The organism is Pseudomonas sp. NPDC087817, assembly GCF_044742875.1.
Lineage (GTDB): Bacteria > Pseudomonadota > Gammaproteobacteria > Pseudomonadales > Pseudomonadaceae > Aquipseudomonas.
Genome location: NZ_JBIUVJ010000011.1, coordinates 102,238 through 120,685 on the forward strand (window position 1 = coordinate 102,238; position 18,448 = coordinate 120,685).

At 59.5% G+C, this 18,448-nt stretch carries 13 protein-coding genes, 1 rRNA gene and 1 pseudogene; 10 read left to right on the forward strand and 5 right to left on the reverse strand.

Annotated elements, in window-relative coordinates:
- The first annotated feature begins 1 nt into the window (after position 1).
- Complete coding sequence (locus tag ACIONG_RS11750; RefSeq protein WP_103306853.1) at positions 2-340, forward strand: tryptophan synthase subunit beta; 339 nt, start codon at positions 2-4, stop codon at positions 338-340.
- A gap of 135 nt (positions 341-475) precedes the next feature.
- On the opposite strand, the gene lapD is transcribed toward ACIONG_RS11750, so the two are convergent.
- Together lapD and lapG are read right to left on the reverse strand one after the other, a co-directional pair.
- Positions 476-2,422: a cyclic di-GMP receptor LapD gene (gene lapD / locus ACIONG_RS11755; RefSeq protein ID WP_103306852.1), complete on the reverse strand. Its 1,947-nt coding sequence runs from the start codon at positions 2,420-2,422 to the stop codon at positions 476-478.
- 14 nt (positions 2,423-2,436) lie between these two features.
- On the reverse strand, positions 2,437-3,129 hold the full coding sequence (lapG, locus tag ACIONG_RS11760) for a cysteine protease LapG (RefSeq protein WP_401299446.1): 693 nt from the start codon (positions 3,127-3,129) through the stop codon (positions 2,437-2,439).
- A gap of 196 nt (positions 3,130-3,325) precedes the next feature.
- Between lapG and ACIONG_RS11765 the strand changes: the two genes are divergently transcribed.
- The 5 genes from ACIONG_RS11765 (at position 3,326) to ACIONG_RS11785 (ending at position 10,411) form a co-directional block, all read left to right on the forward strand.
- On the forward strand, positions 3,326-4,036 hold the full coding sequence (locus ACIONG_RS11765) for a GntR family transcriptional regulator (RefSeq protein ID WP_401299449.1): 711 nt from the start codon (positions 3,326-3,328) through the stop codon (positions 4,034-4,036).
- A 771-nt stretch (positions 4,037-4,807) separates the two neighbouring features.
- Complete coding sequence (locus tag ACIONG_RS11770) at positions 4,808-5,584, forward strand: DUF3050 domain-containing protein (RefSeq protein WP_401299452.1); 777 nt, start codon at positions 4,808-4,810, stop codon at positions 5,582-5,584.
- The gene (locus tag ACIONG_RS11775; protein ID WP_401299455.1) at positions 5,581-6,510 is read left to right on the forward strand and encodes a diiron oxygenase; all 930 of its coding nucleotides are present in this window, start codon (positions 5,581-5,583) and stop codon (positions 6,508-6,510) included. Before ACIONG_RS11770 ends, ACIONG_RS11775 begins: the two co-directional genes overlap by 4 nt.
- Before the next feature lie 13 nt (positions 6,511-6,523).
- Positions 6,524-9,919 carry an amino acid adenylation domain-containing protein gene (locus ACIONG_RS11780; RefSeq protein ID WP_401299458.1) on the forward strand — a complete coding sequence of 1,132 codons (3,396 nt, stop codon included), beginning with the start codon at positions 6,524-6,526 and terminating at the stop codon, positions 9,917-9,919.
- Positions 9,920-9,943: 24 nt separating this feature from the next.
- Positions 9,944-10,411 (forward strand): SRPBCC family protein, encoded by a 468-nt coding sequence (locus ACIONG_RS11785; RefSeq protein ID WP_401299461.1) that lies wholly within the window; start codon positions 9,944-9,946, stop codon positions 10,409-10,411.
- 135 nt (positions 10,412-10,546) lie between these two features.
- Here the strand turns inward: ACIONG_RS11785 and ACIONG_RS11790 are convergent, their stop codons facing one another.
- Both ACIONG_RS11790 and ACIONG_RS11795 read right to left on the reverse strand, forming a co-directional pair.
- A complete protein-coding gene (locus ACIONG_RS11790) occupies positions 10,547-11,332 on the reverse strand; it encodes a methyl-accepting chemotaxis protein (RefSeq protein ID WP_371857642.1) in 786 nt (261 codons plus the stop codon).
- 69 nt (positions 11,333-11,401) lie between these two features.
- Positions 11,402-12,427: pseudogene (locus tag ACIONG_RS11795) on the reverse strand (cache domain-containing protein); the annotation flags it as partial.
- Positions 12,428-12,756: 329 nt separating this feature from the next.
- Between ACIONG_RS11795 and ACIONG_RS11800 the strand changes: the two are divergent.
- The 4 genes from ACIONG_RS11800 to ACIONG_RS11815 all read left to right on the forward strand — a co-directional run bounded on the left by ACIONG_RS11800 (position 12,757) and on the right by ACIONG_RS11815 (position 18,106).
- On the forward strand, positions 12,757-13,257 hold the full coding sequence (locus tag ACIONG_RS11800) for a sigma-70 family RNA polymerase sigma factor (protein WP_401299464.1): 501 nt from the start codon (positions 12,757-12,759) through the stop codon (positions 13,255-13,257).
- Entirely contained in the window at positions 13,257-14,258 is a 1,002-nt protein-coding gene (locus ACIONG_RS11805; RefSeq protein ID WP_401299467.1) for a FecR domain-containing protein, read from the forward strand. The genes ACIONG_RS11800 and ACIONG_RS11805 overlap by 1 nt, the downstream gene beginning before the upstream one ends.
- Before the next feature lie 87 nt (positions 14,259-14,345).
- A complete protein-coding gene (locus ACIONG_RS11810) occupies positions 14,346-16,850 on the forward strand; it encodes a TonB-dependent siderophore receptor (RefSeq protein ID WP_401299470.1) in 2,505 nt (834 codons plus the stop codon).
- Between the two features lie 77 nt (positions 16,851-16,927).
- A complete protein-coding gene (locus ACIONG_RS11815) occupies positions 16,928-18,106 on the forward strand; it encodes a PepSY-associated TM helix domain-containing protein (RefSeq protein WP_401299473.1) in 1,179 nt (392 codons plus the stop codon).
- 72 nt (positions 18,107-18,178) lie between these two features.
- Here the strand turns inward: ACIONG_RS11815 and rrf are convergent.
- Positions 18,179-18,294: ribosomal RNA gene (gene rrf, locus ACIONG_RS11820) — 5S ribosomal RNA — on the reverse strand.
- Positions 18,295-18,448 lie beyond the last annotated feature (154 nt).

Consider the following 18,448-nt stretch of genomic DNA (forward strand, 5'->3'; position numbering starts at 1 on the left):
AATGTTTTACGTGCAACGCGATGCGCAAGGCCAGTTGATTCGCGTGGAAGCTGCGGCGTACGCCGAGGCCACGGAAACGCTGCCGGCCGACCACCACGAAATCCAGGCGTGGTACGCCAATGAAGCCGTGGAAAACAGCCTCAAACAGCTCAAGCAGAGCGACTTTGAAATGATTCGGGTACTCGACGACCTGATTCAGGTGCTGACCCAGAAAGGCGTGATCCGCGTCACCGACCTGCCGCCGGCAGCGCAGGCCAAGCTGATGGACCGTACCCAGGCACGGGAAGCGTTGGGCGGGTTGAGTCAGTTGATTGATGATGAAGAGACCGGGTTGATCTGATGTTCCAGGGCTGATCGTTCCCACGCTCCGCGTGGGAATGCATCAAGGGACGCTCTGCGTTCCGGCCGCACCGCTCAACTACCTTTGTGACGCAGAGCGTCACGGGCTGCATTCCCACGCGGAGCGTGGGAACGATCAGTTCCAGGGCTTCGGCTCACCGAACAACTGCCCCTGAACCCCATACAAGCCCATCTCGCGAATCACCGACAATTCCCCTTCCGTCTCGACCCGCTCGGCAATCAGCGGCAGGTCAATGCTGTGGGCCGCGCGCTGGATCGCTTCGATGAACAGACGCTTGTCGCTCTCCTGATCAATCGCGCGAATGTAGCTGCCGTCGATCTTCAGGTAAGCCAGGCCCAACCGCGCCAGGTTGCCGATCATGCTGAAGCGTCCGCCAAAGCGTTGCAGGCTCAGCGAGAAACCCAGCTCACGCAGACGTCGGGTCAACTGCTCCAGTACCGCTTGCTCCGGCAATTGCTCTTCGCCGATTTCCAGGGTCAGGCGTGGGCCAAGGTTGGAATGCGCGCGCAGGATCTCGAAGACTTTGTTCAGCGCCTGCGAATCGGCCAGGGTCGCCGAGGAAAGATTCAGCGCCAGCGAATCCTCATGCGCTTTCATCTGCTCCAGTACACGTTCGAGCATCAGGCGATCCAGGCGTGCGGTCCAGCCGAAACGCTCCAGCCATGGCAGGAAACGCCCGGCCGGAATGGTCTGGCCCTGCTCATCGAGCAAGCGCGAAAGCACTTTGTAATGCAGCACCAGTTGCGTGTCCTGCGCGGCCACCACCGGTTGGAAATACAGCTCGAAACGTTGCTGACTCAACGCCTGATCCAGCAGGCGATGCCAGGCATGGTGATCGTCACCGACATCCGCCGTCAGGCTCTGATCGATGCACGCCCAGTTCTGCTCGCCCTGCCCCTCGGCCTGCGCCAGCGCCTGATCGCCAAGGGTCAGCACGGCTTGCGGCGAGTCGCCATGGGCGAACGGCGCGAGGCCGATGGAGGCGACCGCCGGCACATCCGTCGCGCCCGTCGCGTGCAAGCTGCCCAGCGCGCTGTCGAGGTTCTGCGCCAGTTGCAGCGCTTCTTCGCGCACCAGCCCCGGCGCCAGCACGGCGAATTCACCGCCGCGAATACGGGTGACGAGGTTTTGCGTTTCCGGGTATTTGGCGCATTCGCGCGACAGTTGCTCGCCGACCGCTTTCAACAATTCGTCGGTGCGCTGACCACCGAGACGCTGGTTCAGTCCGGCCAGATCCTTGACCCGCAACAGCAGCAGATAACCAGAACTGGCCTGCTCCGGGTTGCTCACCCGATTGTTCAACTGCATCTCGAAATAGCGCCGGTTAGCCAGACCGGTAAGGTTGTCCTGATAGGACTCGGTGCGCAGTTTTTCACTGCGCTCGGCCTGCTCCTGGAACAGCGCCTTGAGCTTCTCGACCATCTGATTCATCGCTTGCACCACGCGACGCAACTCAGGGGTGCGCGGCAATTCCGGCAGGCTGAGGAATTCGCGACGGGCGATGGCGTGGGACTGTTTGACCATGTAATCCAGCGGCTTCAATTGCCGGCGCAGCAACAACGCACCGAGCACCGCACTTACCGCGCCGCAGATCAGCAGCCAGCCAAGGCTGCCCAACGCGCTCTGCCACAGTTTGGCCACGGCGAACATCGGATGGCTGACCACCTCGACCCGCGCCGCCTGCTCCCAGCCACGGCTGACCAGCGCGTCGCCACCGGCAGGTTCGAGACCGATCAGTTTGACGAACCAGTCCGGCACATTGCTGACGGCCGGGATGCCGTTGCGCTCGACAATCGTCTGGTCGGTCTTCAGATCGACCACACGGATGCTCGCGTAATAACCGCTGTCGAAGATCGAACTGACCAGCAACTCGACCATCGCCGGGTCGTCGATATTCGGCGTCAGCGACAACGCCAGCGCCGTGGCGGCGTCCTGGGCGTGGGAGCGCAACTGGTTGACGTACTGGGTGCGCGAGCTCTCCAGACTGACCATGAAGCTGCCGGTGAAGGCGACCACCAGGAACAGACAGATAGCGATCAACAGCTGTTTGAACAAAGACATCTGAGCGCGTGCTCCTAGTTAATCGTTTCGACCGGAAAACCTTCGGCCTGCATTTTCTTCAACACATCCTGCCAACGCGACAGGCGTTTGGTGTCGCCAACCTTTTTGTTGCCCTTGGCCCCCGGCAGATACAGACCCTCAGCATTGAAAGAGTAGACCGGCAGCAAATCGGTTCGCTGGGAGGCTGGCTGGATCGGATCAATCAGGCTGTCGAGCACCAACGGCATCGCATCGGCAGTGGCATAGTACGTCAGCACCATGTGCGCGCGGTTCTGGCGCAGGGCCTTGACGTAGGTGATGCGCAGCTTGTCACTGGAAACCCCGAGATGGCGCAGGCTGAAATATTTGGCGATCGCATAGTCTTCGCAGTCGCCGGCGCCCTTCCACAGCGCTTCGATCGGGGTTTCCCAATAGTCGACCTCGTGCCACAGGTCGATGTCCTCGACGTAGCGCATCTGTTTGTTGAAAAACAGGTTCACCACTTTGAGCTTTTCCATTTCGCTGACTTGTTTCTGTGTGGCCAACAGATTTTGCCAAGCGTCGATCCGCTGCTGGCCGGCGCCCAGCGGTCCATAGAGGGCCGTGGCCTTGCGGCTGATGGCGGAAAAATCCCAATCGGCATGCAGACCGCCCAGCATGAGGCTGGCCAGCAGCAGTGCGCAGCCTAGCCAGCGCAGAGTCCGGGGGATCGCGAAACGTAGCGCCACAGCAGGTTTCCGGGGGGCAGGAAGGAAAGCGTTTGATGGTGAAGCTTAGCCCGCTAAAAAACAATGGCACCATGAGATCATCGCCAGCGCGCTAAACTGTTTTCAGGCACACAACCTTTACACGGTTTGACAACTTGTAGAGCAATCACTAGTGTCCTTTGGATCCAAATTCCGCCGACCTACAGGGTGCGTAGTCGTGACACAGAAGCCCAAACCGCTACAGAGCATCAAAGTCGATGGGCCGATTCCCGCGCACCTGGCCCGCTCGATCATCGAAGAAACCCTGCGTGCTGCCATCCTCGATGGTCGTTTGCCGTGCGGCACCGCCCTGCGCCAGCAGGATCTGGCCGATCTGTTCGGTGTCAGTCGCATGCCCGTGCGCGAAGCCTTGCGCCAGCTCGAAGCGCAGGAACTGCTGAGCGTTACCGCACACAAGGGCGCCGTGGTTGCGGCGTTGATTCAGGGCGACGCCACGGAAACCTACGAATTGCGGATCCTGCTCGAGACCGAAGCCATGCGCCAGTCCATCGCGCTGCTGACGCCAGCCGATCATGCACGCGCCGCCGGTTATATCGAAGAACTCGAGACGCAACACGACTACACGGAAATCGGCCGTCTCAACCGCTTGTTCCACATGGCGCTGTATTGCAAAGCCCCCAACCAGCGCCTGTTACGCCTGGTCGAAGACGGACTTAACGAGGAAGAACGTTTCCTGCGCTTCAACCTTGAAGCCATGGGCCTGGGCAAACTCTCTCAGGACGATCACCGCGCCATGCTGCAAGCGGTGATCGAGCGCGATATCGATCACGCCGTCGCACTGCTCAAACAACACCTCAATCGCGGTGTCGAGGTTATCACCCGCTATCTCGCCAGCCCCGCCGGACAACAGCGCAAAGCCGCGCGCTGAACCCTGCACGCCGGGCCCGGACCAGTGCGTCCGCCCGGCGAATAACCCGCTTACAAATCCCTCCTGCCGACAGCCACGAATCCGCTGGCATATCCCCGTCTTCGCTCTACCCTCCCTGCGCCGATCAGCCCGGAAATTGCACTCCTGCAATGAAAAATCGGTAATAGCCGTGGCGGCCATTTACCCGCACTCTTGAACAGCCAACCCAAAAAAGAACGGGCGACGCACCGCACCGCCGGCGCAGTCCCCGCAACAGGAACCTACGGAAGGAGCCTTGTCACGGGAAAAGGAAAGAATCGGCGTCGTTGCGGGCCAACTTTCATCCCCTCAAAAAACTTCATTCTTTTAATTAAAAAGTTGCTTCGAGTGAGGCATTCACTCTGTTTATTCGATTTTGGCCTTTATTAGCCGAAAGGAGCAACTACGCCCAAATAAAACTTATTCAAATAGTTTTATCGGACACTCTCATACTTGAAAAAACGACAACTGAAAATAATCAAAATTACACTTGTTAAGTTGTTTGGCGATGTATTAGTTTTTCTCCGCCGAGCTTGAACTCCACGACCCAGGCAAGCACCGGCCAACAGCCAGGGTACCAACGGGCAGTAAAGTGCCTGAGCCGCCCTGCAGTAGCGCCCATACATTTAATGTAACTTCAATGATTTGTATGCGGCCGTCGCTCGCCTGGAAAAAAGAATAACAAGCCGCTGTTCCATTGATTGCGAAGTTGAAATAACACAGCCATTTCATATCAAGGATAAAGGCCCCGTCATGTCTCCAACAAAGCAACAACTCGCCCTGAAGAAAGCCGAACTCAGCGCTCACCCGATATTCGCCGAGATCGATTCAATGACTGTTTTGCGCCGTTTCATGGAAACCCACGTGTTTGCCGTGTGGGATTTCATGTCGCTGACCAAGCGCTTGCAACAGGAACTGACCTGCACCCGCCTGCCTTGGCTGCCGCCGCGTGATCCGCATGCAGCCCGACTGATCAACGAGATTGTTCTGGGCGAGGAATCCGACGACCGCTTGAGCCACGGTCATTACAGCCATTTCGAGTTGTACCTGGACGCGATGCGCGAAGTCGGTGCGAGCACCGCAGCGGCGGAGCGCTTCGTCGCGCTGCAGCAGGAAGGCGTGAGTTATGAAGTGGCGCTGCAAAGCGTCGAGGTCGACCCGGCCGCCGCGCAATTTGTCCGCGACACCCTGCGTATTGCCCTGCATGCGCCGGGGCACAGCGTTGCCGCCGCGTTTCTGCATGGCCGCGAAAGTGTGATTCCGACCATGTTCCAGCGCATCCTCGACGATTGGGGCATCGGCATCGAACAGGCGCCGACCTTTCGCTATTACCTGGAACGGCACATCGAGGTCGACTCCGAGGATCACGGTCCGGCGGCGGAGCAACTGCTGGAGCGTCTGGTCGATGGCGATCCGCAGCGCGAAGCCGAGGTTTACGCCAGCGCCATCGCCGCCGTGGAAAGCCGCATCGCCTTGTGGGATGGCCTGCGGGTGAGCATGCGCGAGCCATTGGCGGAGGTGGCCCAATGAACGCCGCCGACTATCAATCCTTCGCCGAGGCCTGGGAAAGCCGCGCGACCATCCGTACCCGCCCGCGGCGGATGCTGGAAAACGACGAACGCCTGATCTATCCGCTCAGTCGCCAACCGTTGGTGCTCAGCGACACCTTCCTGCGTGAGTGCCCGCAGCAGCGTGATTTCGCTCTGGTGCAGACGCTGTACAAGTTCATCAATGACGTGGTGATTTTCGAGACTGAAATCGTCGACAAGACCGCACGCAGCATCGCCAAGAACCACTTCGCCGTGGCGTTCCCTTTCGCTTGCCGTTACGACGCGATGACCGTGGTGGTCGACGAGGACTACCACGCGCTGGTGGCCATGGATTTCATGCAGCAAACGGTGGCCATGACCGGCATCGAGCCAATCGAACTGCCCGACGAAATCGAGCTGAGCCGGGCCATCCCCGCCGTAATTGCATTAGCACCGGAACACCTGCGCAGCGCCGTCGAGCTGATCTGCGTGGCCATCGCCGAGAACACCGTGACCGGCGATGTCGCGGCGTTCGCCCGGGACGACACGGTCAAGCCGTCGATCAAGGGCCTGATGGCCGACCACTTGCTCGATGAGGGCCGCCATTCGAGCTTCTGGGCGCGGATGGTGCGCATCTATTGGCACACCGCAAGCACAGCGGATCGCGAAGCCATTGCGCAGATCCTGCCGGTGTTCATCGGCCATTACCTGACCAACGACATCCAGAAAGCCTTCGACCTGCGCCTGATCGATGCCCTGCCGGTCAGCGAGGCCACACGCCATTCGCTGAAGGAGGAAATGACCGGACTGGCCTTCCCGATCAATCGCCACCATCCGCTGGTGGGCAACATCGTCAAGTTCTTCCACAGCAGTTCGCTGCTCGACACACCGTGCGTGCAGCACGCCCTGCGCGATTACCTGGTTTGATGAGGAGGCCGACATGAAACGTCTCGACATTTTGCTGAATGGCGTCAGCCAGGCCATGACCGACCTGGCGCATGAACTTGAACAACACGGTCATTCATTGGCGCGTAGCGGCGCCGCGCAACCGACGATGGATTTGATCATCGACGACGGCTTCATCGGCGCCGGCGATTTCTGCGCCATCCCCCACCTGCATCTGCGTTTGGGTGTCGGGGCGCAAAGCCTTGCCGGTCTGCCGTCACTCGACCTGCTGTGCTTCCTGGGTTCGTCACTGATCAGCCGCGTGCCGATTGCCGATGAGCCGTCCGGCAACGGCCAGGCACTGCGGCAAAGAGTGCTGGCGCAAGTGGTGGACGAAGTGTCGTTGCTGGTCAGCCGCTATTCCCGCGACCCGGAATATTTCCAGCAAGCCACTGCGGTGACTGCGCCGGATTTCGAACGGATGGAAAACCTGCTGTTCCTCGACAGCCTGGCTTACGTCCATCGCCTCAACGACACGACAAATGTGCCACTGCTGCAACAAGCGCAGATTCCACTGATCGAGCGTCTGCAACAGAGCCTGATCCGTCATGCTGATCGTCCAGCGTTGCACCTCGCCGAGCAGTCGATCAGCTATCGCCAGTTGCATGCGCACAGTCGGGCGATTCAACAGCGCTTGCAGCCCCTGCTCGACCAGCATCCGCAACCCTGGGTCGTCGGCATCTGCCTGCCGAAAAGCCCGACGCTGTTCGCCTCGATTCTGGCGATCCTCGGCAGCGGTGCGGTGTACCTGCCGCTGGAGCCGAGCCATCCGTTGCAGCGCCAGCAATACATCCTGCAAAACGCCGGCGCGTTGCTGTTGCTGCACGACGGTTCGCATCCGCTCAGCGAGTCGATCCCGGGGCTGGATGTCAGCCGCATCGACAGCCTCGATGCCGACCTTTCGCAACCGTTGATGCGCCAGCGCCCCGAACTCGATGCGCCGTGCATGGCGCTCTACACCTCGGGCACCACCGGGCATCCAAAAGGAGTGCTGCTCAGCCAGACCAACCTTGCGCACTTCACCGCGTGGTATGCCGACTACGTGCAGTTGCACGCTGAGAGTCGGGTGTTGCAGTTCTCTTCGCTGAGCTTCGATTCATCACTGATCGACATCTTCCCGACCCTGCTCACAGGTGCCGAACTGGTGGTGCCCGACGACACGCAGCGGCGCGATCCACTGCAACTGGTGGCGCTGATCCGCCGCCGACAGTTGACCCATGCCTTCTTGCCGCCGGCACTGTTGAGCATCCTGCCGCTGGAGCAACTGCAAGGCGTGCAACAGCTGATGACCGGCGGCGATGTTTGCGAACCGTTCGTCATCGAGCAACTGACTCGACAAGGCAAACTGCACAACCTCTATGGCCCCACTGAAGCCACGGTGCTGATCACCGCCCGACAACTCAAACCCGGCGACAGCAACCGCAGCCTCGGCGCGCCGATCGCCAACAGCCAGGTGCTGATTCTCGATGACGACCTGCAACCGGTGACGCAGCACACCGTCGGCGAATTGTTCATCGTCGGCCCCGGTGTCTGCCTCGGCTATCTGAACAATCCACAGCAGACTGCCGAACGCTATCTGACGTTGAATCTGCCGGACGGCCAACAGCTGCGCGCCTACCGCAGTGGCGACATGGCCAAGTGGGGCGAGCACGGCATCGAGCTGTGCGGGCGGCGCGACAATCAGGTGAAGATCCGCGGTTTCCGGGTCGAGCCGGAAGAGATCGAACGCTGCCTGCGCGAGAGCCAGCTGTACCGGCAAATCGCCGTGGTGATAGACAGTCAGCGACGGATTCTGGCGTTCCTCGCCCGGCCGCAATCGGACGCTGCCCGCGATGCGCTGAAAGCCCACGCCCAGCAATTTTTGCCGGACTACATGCAGCCGGTAGCGTGGACTGAATTGCCGCACCTGCCATTCGCCAGCAACGGCAAAGTCGACCGAAAAGCGCTGCTGGCATTGCCGGTAAGCGTGCAGGACAGCGGGCCGAAATGCATGCCGGCTAACGAGGACGAAGCGCTGCTGCTGCAGATCTGGGCCGAGTTGCTGGAGCTGCCGACCAGCGACATTTCCACCGACGAAAGCTTCTTCAATCTCGGTGGTCACTCGATTCTGCTGTCGCGGATGTTGCTGCGCCTGCGTGAAGAGTTCGGTCGCAGCATCTCGATCAACCGCTTCATCGAACTGCCGACCATCATCAAACTCGCGACCCTGGTGCGCGGTACCGATGACAGCGCCGTGCTCAGCGCCCAGGCCATGGCCGACGCCGAACGCACGCTGGATATCGAGCCGCTGCCGATCAGTCGCATGGGCGATGTGCACAAGGTGATTGTCACGGGTGCCAACAGCTTTGTCGGCGTGCACATCGTCGAGGCGCTGCTCGGTTGGGGCGCCAGCGAAGTGGCGTGTCTGGTGCGCGACGGTGGTGGGCAAACGGCGGCGCAACGCTTCGCCCAGGCGTTGCGCGAGAACCGCCTCGAACATCTGGACCTGAGTCGGGTGCGGGTTTACGCGGCTGACATCTGCCGCCCGCAACTGGGGCTGACTGACGGCGATTATCAGCGGCTGTATCGCGAGTTCGGCGCACTGGTGCACAACGCCGCCAACGTCAATCACGTCCTCGATTACGAGTCGTTGGCAGCGGACAACGTCGAGCCGATTTTCGAACTGCTGCGCCTGTGCGAAGGGCGCAGCAAAAAGGTCTTCAATTTCGTCTCGACGCTGTCGGCTTCAAGCACCGTTGATGCCGAGGGTCGCGTGCTGGAATTGCCCGCTGCAACGACGCCACCGATCTACATTCGCAACGGCTACAACCTGTCGAAATGGGTGGGCGAGCGCATCCTTGAACGGGCGCGCGAACGCGGTGTGCGCGTCAACCTGTATCGCCCCGGCAACATCAGCTTCAACAGCCTCAGTGGCGTCTGCCAGCCGCACAAAAACCGTTTGATGCTGATGCTCAAAGGCTCGATCCAGCTCGGTCAGGTGCCGGCCTTCGCATTGAATTTCGACCTGATGCCGGTGGACTTTCTCGCCCGTTTCATCGCTTTCCATGCCAGCCGTTATTCGCCCGAGCGGGCGGTGTTCAACCTGCACAACCCCGAGCCCTTGAGCTGGGACGCCTATGTCGCCTCGTTCCGCGAAACCGGCAGCGAATTCTCGCTGGTCAGCGTCGCCGACTGGCAGCAACAGCTCGGGCGAGTCGATGCCGACAACGCGCTGTTCGGCGTGCTCGGTTTCTACCTCAACGGCTTCGAGGAAGACATCGGCGACATCTCCCTGATCGGTCACGCCAATGCGCAAGCCGGCGTGCAGCAGATGGGCGCGCACTACCCGCAGAAATCCCCGGCGCTGCTGCGTCGCGGCTGCGATTACCTGAAAGAAATCAACTTCATCTGAAGCCACAAAAAAAGGAGCAACACCATGAGCACTTTGCAACCCGACACCCTGATCAAAAACCCGAATGGCTGCCACGTAGTGTCGTCGGTGGAAGTGCCGGCGGACGCCGCGCAGGTCTGGGCGGTGGTCGGCAACTTCGGTGGGTTCGACCGTTTCATTTCGGCGCTGTCGCACATCGAAACAATCGGCGAGGGCGTGTCCTCGCTGCGCAAGAAATGCTTCAAGGATGGCAACGTGGTGGTTGAACAGCTCAACTCCCGAGATGAACACGCACGAAGCATGACCTGGACGACGATTTACAACACGTTGGAGGTGGCCAATCTGTGGGCGGCGATGAATGTGGAATCGCTGGGCGCAGGCAAATCCCGGGCGACGTGGACGATCATTGCCGAGCCGGCCAGCGGAGGCGCCGAGGCGCTGCCGGGGTTCAAGGACTTCGTGCAGGGGTTTGCCGATGATGCGATGGGGAATGTTTTAAAGCTGTTTGTTTAAAGCTTTAGTTCAGCGGTGATTGCACCACCGCTATCGCTGGCAAGCCAGCTCCCACAGGTTCCAGGTCGGTCACACATGCTGTGTTCGCCAGAAATCCTGTGGGAGCGGGCTTGCCCGCGATGAACGATAACGCGGTCAGATCTTGAAGCTGTCGACCAACTGCTTCAGGCGATTGGCCTGCTGCGACAACGCATCACAATCCTTCAACGTCTCGTTGAGGTTGGCCACGCTCTGCTGGTTCAACAAGTTGATCTGGTTGACGTCGACGTTGAGGGTTTCCACCACCGCCGTCTGCTCTTCCGTTGCGGCAGCGACCGACTGGTTCATGCCGTCGATTTCGCCAATGCGCTGGGTCACGCTGACCAGACGCAAACCGGCCTGGTTGGCCACTTCAACGCTCTGCTCGCTGGACGCCTGGCTGGCGTTCATGGTGCTGACCGCTTCACGCGAACCGACCTGCAACGAAGTGATCATCTTGTGGATCTCTTCCGCCGATTCCTGGGTGCGGTGAGCAAGGTTACGCACCTCGTCCGCCACCACCGCAAAACCACGACCCGCTTCACCGGCACGCGCCGCTTCGATGGCCGCGTTGAGCGCCAACAGGTTGGTCTGCTGCGAGATGCCTTTGATCACATCGAGAATGTGGCCGATGTTGTCGGTGCTGGCATTCAGGGTTTCGATCTGGGTGCACGACAGGCTGATCTTCTGCGACAGCTCGGTCATCGCCAGAATGGTTTGCTCAACCACCTGACGGCCGTCATCGGCTTGCTCGCTGGCGCCACTGGCGTGTTGCGATGCGTCGGCGGCGTTGCGGGCGATTTCCTGCGTGGCGGCGCCCAGTTCATTGATCGCGGCGGCGACGCTGTTGGTGCGCGCACTTTGCTCGTCGGAACCGACGATGGATGCGTTGGATGAGGCCATCACGCGTTGCGACAGGTCATGGACCTGACGGGTTGCCGACGACACTTCGGAGATCGAGGCGTGAATACGCTCGACGAACTGGTTGAACGAGCTGCCCAGTTCACCGAATTCGTCTTTGCTTTCCACGACCAGACGACGAGTCAGATCGCCTTCGCCCTGAGCGATGTCCTGCATCGCGCGGCCCATGGTAATCAGGGGACGCATCAACACAGTGATCAACAGACTCAGGAACACGGCAATGGCGCCTACCGCCACGAACATCGCGATCAGCGCCGAGGTACGGAACTGGCTCAGTGCGGCGTAGGCTTTATCGCGATCAATCGACAGACCGATGTACCACTCGGCATTCGGCAGACCGGTGACCGGGGTGAATGACAGGATGCGCTCCTGACCGTTGAGCACCACGTTCTGATTGCCCTTCTCGATGCGCACGTTGGCGTTCGGATAGATGTCCTTCAGGTTCTTCATCACCTGATCTTTGTCCGGGCTGACGATCACCTGACCGTCGCCGCTGACCAGGAATGCATGGCCGAGGCCACCGAAGTCCACCGAGTTGATGATCTTCACCAGGGTTTCCAGGCTCAGGTCACCGCCGACCACACCGAGCAGTTCGCCGTTCTTTTTCACCGGCATGGCGATGGTCACCACCAAACCACCGACGGCGGCCATGTAAGGCGGCGTCAGCATGGTTTTGTCGGCGGCGACCGCTTGCTTGTACCAAGGTCGCTGACGCGGGTCGTAGCCGTCCGGCATCTTCGCATCAGGGCGCTGGGTGAATACACCGTTGGCCTGGCCGACGTAGGTGAACTGGAAGTTCGAAGTGAAGGCCGGTTGATCAACCAGTCCCGGGAAATCGGCGTCCTTACCCTGGTGGGCAACGTTCTGCGCGAGATTTTCCAGCACCAGGATCCGCCCGCTCATCCAGTTCTGCACGCTGCTGGCGGTCAGGTCGCCGGCCTGCTGTACAGACGACTGCAGATTCTGGCGAATGGTATTTCGCTGCAGATAGTCGTTGTAGAGGGTGAACAAAGCGAAAGCCAGGACCACGACGCCCGAGGCGGCCAACAGGATTTTATGGCTGAACTTGAGATTCATTTCATGGGACTTCTTATGCAAAAGTGGGGATGCGTTCGGGGATGCAACATTCCATGTAGCTCCAAATGTCCAATAGCTGGCAGGCAGCGTTCTGATGGCCGCTCTACTTTGGTGCACGCATGTCTCACCAGTCTGTCGGCACCATTCGAGGAAATCTTAGGGCTGTGGAGAAAATGGACGTCATTTACGTCGGATTCCCGCCGAACGGCGTGCTAGAGCGCCCGCAAAGAAGTTTTTTATGAGTGATGTTTGAGCGGCAGTTGCAAATTCTGAAACCCTTGATGACAATGCGACTAATTATCATTTGTGACGTTGGGGCTGTCGCGTTCATGTCCTCTCCTGAGTTTGCAGTACAGGCGCTCTACAGTAGTCATCACGGCTGGCTCAACGCTTGGCTGCGCGCGCGGCTGGGCAATGCAGCGGATGCGGCAGATCTGGCGCAGGACACTTTCCTGCGCCTGCTGCAACGTACCGAACGCCTCGAACTCAAGGCACCCCGCGCTTTCCTGCGTACCATCGCGCGGGGCTTGGTCATCGACCATTGGCGTCGTGAAGAAATCGAACGCGCCTATCTGGAAACCATCGCCCATCTGCCTGAAGCCGAAACGCCGAGTGCCGAAGCCCGGGCGCTGGTCATCGAATTGCTGGAGAACATCGCGCGCATGCTTGAAGGACTGAAGCCGAAAGTGCGTCAGGCATTTCTGCTGGCGCAGTGCGAAGGCTTGACCCACAAGCAGATCGCCGAGCACATGGGCTTGTCTCTACGTTCGGTGGAACGCTACGTCGCCGATGCGCTATATCACTGCTATGTGCTGCGGTACGAAAGCTGATGCCTGTGGATAACCTCTCCCTCGGGCGCCGTGCCGAGCCGCAACCGCAAGTGGTCAAACAGGCCATTCACTGGCTGCTGCGCCTGCGCAACAACCACGGCAACTCGCAGTTGAACCGTCAGTGCGAACAGTGGCGTGCCGAACATCATGAGCATGAATTGGCGTGGCAACGGGTGCAGTCGCTGCAAGCCGAGCTGAGCAACAACCTGCGCACAGTGCCCGGCGCACAAGTGGCGTTCAATACGCTGGAAAACAGTGCGCAGGGGTTGGGTCGCCGGCAAGCCTTGAAGCTGTTGTCAGGCGCGTTGTTGATGGGCTCCGCGGCATGGCTGGCCAAGGACACCGCCGCATGGCAGCAGTGGAGCGCCGATTACGCTACAGCGACCGGCGAGCGGCGCGGCTTCCAGTTACCGGACGGTACGCGGATCGAACTCAACACCGCCAGTGCGGTAGATCTGGACTACACGGAGCAGCAAAGGCTAATCAGACTGACGCGGGGCGAAATCATCGTCACCTGTGGCGGCGCGGACGAAGGCGCGTCGGTCGAGCGGCCATTGCGCATACAAAGTCGCCATGGCGTTTATGAGCCGCAGGGTGCGCGGTTCATCCTGCGTCAGGACAGTGATTGCACGCGACTGAGCGTCACCAGTGGGCGCGTCGCCATTCACGCCGCTGGCAGCTCGATCGAAGCGCTCGCCGGGCAGAGTTATCTGATTGATCACCTTCAAGTGCGCCCGGCACCGGCGGTGGATATGGATGTCGGCGCCTGGGTCGATGGCTTGATCGTCACGCGCAATATGCGTCTGGGGGATTTCCTGAGCGAGGTCGGTCGCTATCGTCAGGGCTTTCTCAACTGCGCGTCGGACGCGGCCGATTTGCGCTTGTCCGGTGTGTTCCGCCTGGAGGACACGGACAAGCTGCTGGCCATTCTGCCGCAGACCCTGCCGGTGCAATTGCGCTACCGCACTCGCTGGTGGGTGACCCTGGAACGGGTGGCGTGAAATTATTTTGGCGGGTTTTCGCAGCAAGTCCGGCTTAGTCAGTAAGCACTTCAACTCAGCCTTCGCGACTTCCTACGGAAACCCACAATGACTGTCCGCGCTACCTGTAAGAACCCTCTGTATTTCACTGCCGAATCGGGCCTGCTGCGCCATGGCGTTCGGGCTGCGCTGATTTCCACCGCATTGGGTGCTGGGATACTGCCGAGCGTTAGCCTGGCAGCGGGTATCAGTGCCGAAGAAGTCAGCCATCGCTACAACGTCGCCTCCGGGCCGTTGGGTGAAGCGTTGAATCAGTTTGCGCGTCAGGCCGGCATCACCTTGGCGATGACGCCGCAGCAGACCCAGGGTCGCCAATCTCCGGGCGTAAAGGGTGAGTATTCCACCGATCAGGCACTGAGCCATTTGCTCGGCGGTTCGGGTCTGGAAGCGGTCAGCCAGGATGGCAGCAGTTATGTACTGCGTCCGGTAGCCGAAACCGAAGCACTGGCCCTGCCGACCACGGACATCAAAGGCTTCGCCCTCGGCAACGCGCTGGGCAGCATGGACGGCTACAACGCGACCCACAGCCAGATCGCCACCAAAACCAGCACGGCGCTGCTGGAAACCTCGCAAAGCGTGTCCGTGGTCACTCGTGAGCAAATGGACGACCAGGGCTCGCAAACCGTCTCGCAAGCAATGCGCTACACACCGGGCGTGCTCACCAACCCGTATGGCGCCACGCACCGCTATGACTACGTGGCGATGCGCGGTTTCAACGACGGCTCGGTGGATAACATCTACCTCGATGGCCTCAAGTCGATGGGCGACAGCGGCACCTACAGCACCATGCAGGTGGATCCGTATTTTCTTGAGCGCGTGGACATTCTCAAAGGTCCGTCGTCGGTGCTGTATGGACGCAGTTCGCCGGGCGGTCTGGTGGCACTGACCAGCAAAAAACCTCTGTATGAGGCCTACCATCAGGTTCAAGCCACGATCGGCACTCAGGGCCAGCGCGGGGTCGGTTTCGACTTCAGCGGTCCGGTCGATGACGACAAGCGCATCGCCTATCGTCTGACCGGTTTGACCGATCAGTCCGACACGCAATTCGACCACAACAAGGAAAAACGCTTCGCCCTCGCGCCGAACCTCAGCATTGATTTCAGCGAGGACACTTCGCTGACACTACAGGCGTATCTGCAACATGACCCGGATGGCGGCTACCACGGTGGCGTACCGGCTGACGGCACGATCCATCAGCGCAATGGCCAGCGGATCTCTCCAAACTTCTTCGAAGGCGAGCCGGGAATCGATGGCTACTCGCGCGATCAGCAGTCGTTCGGTTATCAGTTCGAACACCGCTTCAACGATGTCTTCACCGCACGCCAGAATTTCCGTTACCTCGACTCGAAAGTAAACATGGATCAGGTCTACGCCTATGGCTGGACCACGCCGACCAGCAACGAGCTGAACCGCTACTACACCGGTGGTGACGAGCGCTTGCATGCGTTTATCGTCGACAACATGCTCCAGGCCGAATTCTTCACCGGCGCGACCAAGCACACGGTACTGATGGGTGCGGATTATCAGCGACGCAAGACCGTGGTCGACTGGGCCAGCGGCGGCCTCGCGCCGATCATCGCGTTTAACCCGGTTTATGGCAACTCGGCGATCGACATGTACGGCGAGACCAGTTATCTGCGTCGCCTGGAGCAGACCGGCGTTTACCTGCAAGACCTGATCGAGATGGACAAATGGCGCTTCTCGCTGGGTCTGCGTCAGGACTGGGTCGAGACCTCTGACGAAAACCGCATCGCCGAAGCCGGACGGCCGCTGGGCACTGAAATCAATGACCGCCGCACCAAGCTGACTGGGCGCGCCGGAGCGCTGTATTTGTTCGATAACGGCCTGGCGCCGTATATCAGCTACTCCGAGTCGTTCAACCCCAATTCCTATGCTGACAGCGCGGGCAACCCGCTGGCTCCAACCGATGGCACCCAATGGGAGGTCGGCCTGAAGTATCAGCCACCAGGCACCGATAACCTGTTCACTGCGTCGCTGTTCCGCATCGATCAGGAAAACCTGGCGACCAAACTGCCGCAGGAAAACTTCTATCGCGCTGTAGGCGCTGTTCGCTCTCAGGGGCTGGAACTGGAAGCGCACATGCAGTTCACCGATAACCTGAAGTTACTCGGCAGCTATACCTTCACCGATATCGAATACTCGAAGTCGATGGTCAGCACCCTGAGCACGGCGACCGACGTGATCGAGAACAAAGGCAATTCGCCGACCCAAGCGCCGCGTCATATGGCCTCATTGTGGGCCGACTACAAGTTCGACAGCGCAGCGCTGGATGGCCTTCGTTTAGGCGGCGGTGTGCGTTATGTCGGCTATAGCTGGGCAGATGCCGAAAACACCTTGAAGGTGCCGTCCTACACCTTATTCGACGCATCGATCGGCTATGACTTGGGCAAAGTCGGCTTGAAGGGCGTTGACGTACGTCTCAATGCGAACAATCTGACAAACGAGTCCTACGTGGCTTCCTGCGCCAGTCTGAACTTCTGTTACATGGGTGAAGAGCGCAACGTCGCCGCGACCGTCAGCTACCAGTTTTAAACCATTGCCTTGTGCATAAAAAAGCCAGCCCCTGACCTTCAGGGGCTGGCTTTGTCGTCTCTGTGGGGAAATTTTTCGTGCGCGCATTTCTGGTTTTGTTGCATCGCTATATCGGATTGGCCACAGCAGTGTTTCTGCTGCTGGCCGGGATCACGGGGAGCATTCTGGCGTTCAATCATGAGATGGATGAGTGGTTGAATCCGCAGTTTTATGCGGCGTCTGCCGAGGGTGAACGACTGGCACCGGGGGCGCTGGTTGATGCGGTGCAGACGGCTCATCCGAAACTGCAGGTCTGGTACATGGAGTACCCGCATGAGGTCGGGCATACGGCGTTGCTGGCAGCAGTTCCACGCAATGATCCGGCGACCGGCAAGCCGTTCGATGAGCGTAATCAGGTGTTCTATCTGGACCCGGTCAGTGCCGAGCAGAAGGGGCAGCGTTACTGGGGAGAGTGCTGCTTTGCGCGAGAGAACTTTGTCCCGTTCATTCTCGAATTCCACTACAACCTGACGTTGCCGGGTAACTGGGGATTGCTGTTGATGGGGCTGGTCGCCATTGCCTGGGTGATCGATTGTTTTGTGGCGCTGTGGCTGACATTGCCGCGTGGAAAGCCGTTCTGGAAGAAGTGGTCGACCGCCTGGAAGGTGAAAGGCGGGCATGCCTATCGTCTCAACTTCGATCTGCACCGAGCCGGGGGACTATGGCTATGGCTGTTGTTGCTGCCGATCGCGATCAGCAGCGTGGCCATGAACTTGCCGAGTCAGGTGTTCAAGCCCGCAGTGTCGTTGTTTTCAGCCGTTGAACCGAGCGTCTATGAGGCCCGAGGACGAATGCCTCCCTCGGAATTGGGAGTGACTCAACTGAGTTATCAACAGGCTTACGACAGGGCATTGCAGGAGGGGAAAAGGTTGGGGCTGACAGCGGCGATCGGGGAGTTGTATTACAGCTTTGAGTACAACTTTTACGGTGCAGGGTTTGGACAACATGACACCGAGGCCCATGGCAAATCCTGGTTGTTCTTCCATGGTACGGACGGGCGATTGTTAGGGCAGGAAATCGCGGGACAGGGAACGTTGGGAGAGCGGTTCTATCGGTTGCAGCTGCCGATACATGGGGGACGGATCATTGGTTTCACTGGGCAAGTAATGATCGCGGTATTAGGTATCTTGATTGCGGCATTGTCAGTGACGGGCGTCTACATCTGGTGGCGCAAGTGGCAAGCGCGGCGTATCAGCAAGGCACGTAAAGCCGTTTGATCGTTTGATTTGATAGGCCCTGAAACGAGAAAACCCCTGTCTGGATTAGCAGACAGGGGTCTCGGAATTCAATCTTGACGATGACCTACTCTCACATGGGGAAACCCCACACTACCATCGGCGATGCATCGTTTCACTTCTGAGTTCGGGATGGGATCAGGTGGTTCCAACGCTCTATGGTCGTCAAGAAATTCTGTATCTGGCCCGTCAACACGGTAACAAGCCAGTAAAAAGGGGAACTTCTACTAAAACAAAACCCCAACTGCTTTCGCAATTGGGGTTTCGGAATTTAATCTTGACGATGACCTACTCTCACATGGGGAAACCCCACACTACCATCGG